Source organism: Candidatus Cloacimonadota bacterium (assembly GCA_011372345.1).
Classification (GTDB): Bacteria; Cloacimonadota; Cloacimonadia; order Cloacimonadales; family TCS61; genus DRTC01.
The window spans coordinates 1-3,550 of sequence record DRTC01000038.1 but is presented as its reverse complement, the minus strand read 5'-3'; the positions used below and the strand labels follow the sequence as shown (position 1 = coordinate 3,550).

2 protein-coding genes are annotated in these 3,550 nt (G+C 34.3%); both read left to right on the top strand.

Annotated features, from left to right (window positions below):
* The first annotated feature begins 17 nt into the window (after positions 1-17).
* On the top strand, positions 18-1,313 hold the full coding sequence (locus tag ENL20_00660) for a PAS domain-containing sensor histidine kinase (protein ID HHE37072.1): 1,296 nt from the start codon (positions 18-20) through the stop codon (positions 1,311-1,313).
* 61 nt (positions 1,314-1,374) lie between these two features.
* Positions 1,375-2,724 (top strand): sigma-54-dependent Fis family transcriptional regulator, encoded by a 1,350-nt coding sequence (locus ENL20_00655; protein HHE37071.1) that lies wholly within the window; start codon positions 1,375-1,377, stop codon positions 2,722-2,724.
* The last annotated feature ends 826 nt before the right edge of the window (positions 2,725-3,550 follow it).

Genomic DNA, 3,550 nt, shown 5'->3' with positions numbered 1-3,550 from the left:
TCGAGAAAAGAAAACTCGTGGAATGGAGATTATATTTTATTATCTTAATCGTTATTGCTCTTGCCATAATTTTATATTTCTTTTATACTTTGAAAAGCAGATCGAATAAACTTTTGAAAAAAGAGATTTCCGAAAGATTAAAAGCTGAAGAAGGACTGCAAAAAGCAAGAGATGAACTGGAATTAAAAGTTAAGGAGAGAACATCGGAACTTGCAAAAACAAATGAAGAATTGCAATTAGAGATCAAAGAACATAAAATCGCAGAAGAGATGTATAGAAAATATGAATCTATTTCCAATACCTCCAAAGAATTTATGACTTTGATCAACAAAGATTTTATCTATGAGGCAGTAAATGATTCTTATTGCCAAGCAACGAATAAAAGTTTCAAGGAAATTATTGGAAATTCCGTTTCCGAGATCTGGGGAAAAAAGCAGTTTGAGAAGATCATTAAGCCATATATGGAAAAATGTTTTGCTGGAAATGAGGTTCATTACCAGGAATGGTTTCATTTTTCCGATTTTGAAAAACGCTATTATGATGTTGCCTATTATCCGTATTACAACCAAAAAGGAAAAGTTTCTCATACGATCGTGGTCACGCGAGATGTAACCGAACAGAAATTATTGGAAAACCAGTTGCTGCGTTCGGAAAGGTTGGCTGGAATCGGAGAATTGGCTGCCGGAGTTGCTCATGAAATCAGGAATCCGGTTGCGATCATAAACTCAACCGCTCAATACTGTAAAAATAAATTTAACGAGAAAGATGAAGAGATAGACGAACTAATGGAAATTTTTACGGATACTTCGGAAAAAATAGATAAGACCGTGAAAACATTATTGGAATTCGCCAAACCCCAGAAAATGGAGATGAGAAAAGGTGATATTCTGAAAGTGCTTAAAAAAGTATGTGGACTCATCGAAGGAAAATGTTCCAAACAAAATGTGGAAACAAATTTCATTTTTCCGGATTCACTGCCAAATGTATATCTGGATGAAGACCAATTAAGCGGAGCTTTTTTGAATTTGATGTTGAATGCTCTCGATGCCATGCCCGCAGGTGGTGAAATTAAAGTTCAAGTGGAATTGAAAGATGATGAGATCGAAATTATAATTTTAGATTCCGGAATAGGTATTTCCAAAGAAAATCTGAAAAAAATATTTAATCCTTTCTTTACAACCAAAAAATCAGGAACAGGATTGGGTTTGAGTCTTGTTCATCAAATTGTCTCTTTTCATAAAGGGAAGATCAATATCAGTAGTAAACTCGGGAAAGGAACAAGGATTTTAATTAAATTTCCGGTTTATAAATAGACGATTGTAAAACTTGCCAAATTTTTGAAATTTGGCAAGTTTCCAATAAAAAGAGGTTTTTATGGAAAAAATATTAATCGTAGATGATGAAAAACACATGCGGGTAATTTTATCAAAAATATTAAAAGATGAACGGTTTGAAACTTTGCAGGCAGAAAATGCTCATCAGGCAATTTTGGAAGTCGAGAGAAATAAACCTGACCTGGTCCTGCTGGATTATAAACTTCCGGATATGAATGGAAACAAAGTTCTGGAAAAGATCAAGCAGATCGATGAATCCTTGATCGTGATCATGCTGACTGCTTTCGGAGATATAAAAAAAGCGGTCAATACCATGAAATTGGGAGCATATGATTACTTGACTAAACCATTTAATAATGATGAGATCATTCTCGTTATCAGGAAAGCTTTACAAACCTTGCATCTCAAAAGAGAAGTAAAATCCCTGAAAAAGGAACTGGGAAAAGAACACGAAATGATCGGGGAAAGCAAACAGATCAAACAGATACTGGAACAGATCGAACTGGTCGCTCCAAATGACATTACTGTCTTTCTGGAAGGTGAAACCGGAACCGGTAAAGAATTGGTTGCCAAGTTAATCCACAAAAAAAGTCCTAGAGCAAACAATCCTTTCGTGGCAGTCGATTGCGGAGCGATTCCGGAAGCATTATTCGAGAGCGAAATGTTCGGGCATGAAAAAGGAGCATTTACAGGAGCCATCAACACCAGGATCGGGAAGTTCGAGCAGGCAAATGAAGGCACATTATTTCTCGATGAGATCAGCAATCTACCCTTGAGTATGCAGGCAAAACTGCTGCGAGCAATTCAAAACAAACAGATTATAAGGCTTGGAGGAAAGCAAAACATCGATGTCGATGTTCGCATCATTGCAGCCAGTAATATAAATATAGTCGAGAATATCGAATCAGGGAAATTCAGGAATGACCTTTTTTACAGAATACATGAATTCAAAATCGAACTGCCCGCTCTTAAAAACAGGAAAGACGATATTCCTCTTTTAGCAGATCATTTCCTGAAAAATATGAACTTGGAATTTAACAAGAACATTCAAGGATTTTCTATCGATGCCATCGATTCAATGTTAAATTATGAATGGAAAGGTAATATCCGCGAATTGAAAAATGTGATCAAAAGAGCTGTTCTAATCGCTAAAACAGATTATATAAGTGCCGAGTATTTATTATTTACAAATATCGGAAATCCAGAAAAAAAGATTTCCTCGAACCAGGAAAGTTCATTCGAAAATGTTTCAAAGGAAGCATTACAGGCAAAAGTCGATATATTGAAGAAAGCCATTCAGAAAGCAGGCGGTAATAAAACAAAAGCTGCCAAGAATCTGGGAATTACGAGGAATCAAATGTATCGAACTTTGAAGAGGTTTGAGGAGTAATAGAATTTCTCCCTGCTTCTCTTACATACTTCTTAATTAAATATTTCTTATTGGATACTTTGTCCGGCTTTTGACTGATAAACTAGTGGGTTTCAATCCTAAAACACCAATCTTTTACAATTTTAACAGTTTTTTTGTGAAAATAAGTAAGAGTCCACTCTAAAAAGGTCAAATTCAATAAAATTAGAAACCGTTAAAGCGGTTAATACTTTTTACTGTTTCATTAACCACCAACTTAAGTTGATGGTAAATAAGAAGATAGAGGTCAATAACTGATTCATGAGTTTCCAAATTTCGGGCACGCTTTTTTCGTTATAATTCTTTTATTTTACTGATCAACAGTTCAAAAGAGTGATTTGAGTATCATGATAACCTCCTGCCGGGAAATTTTGTTTAATACTTTTGTTACTATCATTTCCCGCTTCATTTCAAATCTATCCCTCTATATATATAACAATCAAACCATCAATAATCGGACGAAAAGCAGCTGTACGCCAGTTATAATGCTTATTCATGGAGGGATGGATGTAAATCTTCTTTATCATTTTCATTTAATTTTAAAAGAATATCTCAGCTAGTGCTAAGTCAAATTTCAAATGACGGATGATGGAATGTATAACAAACTTATAATTTATTATTTCCTCTTATCCTTAATTGCAACAATTAAAGGAAGATAAACCATTTTGAGTGTAGTTTATGATCAAGATAAGTTTTTTCCATTTATTCTTGTTCTTGACTTTTAGTTTCAATAAGATATTTTTGTTATTGATTTTTGAAAGGTATGGTTATGAATTATTTTCGCAGAGGTCTGCTCGAGAAAAAAACT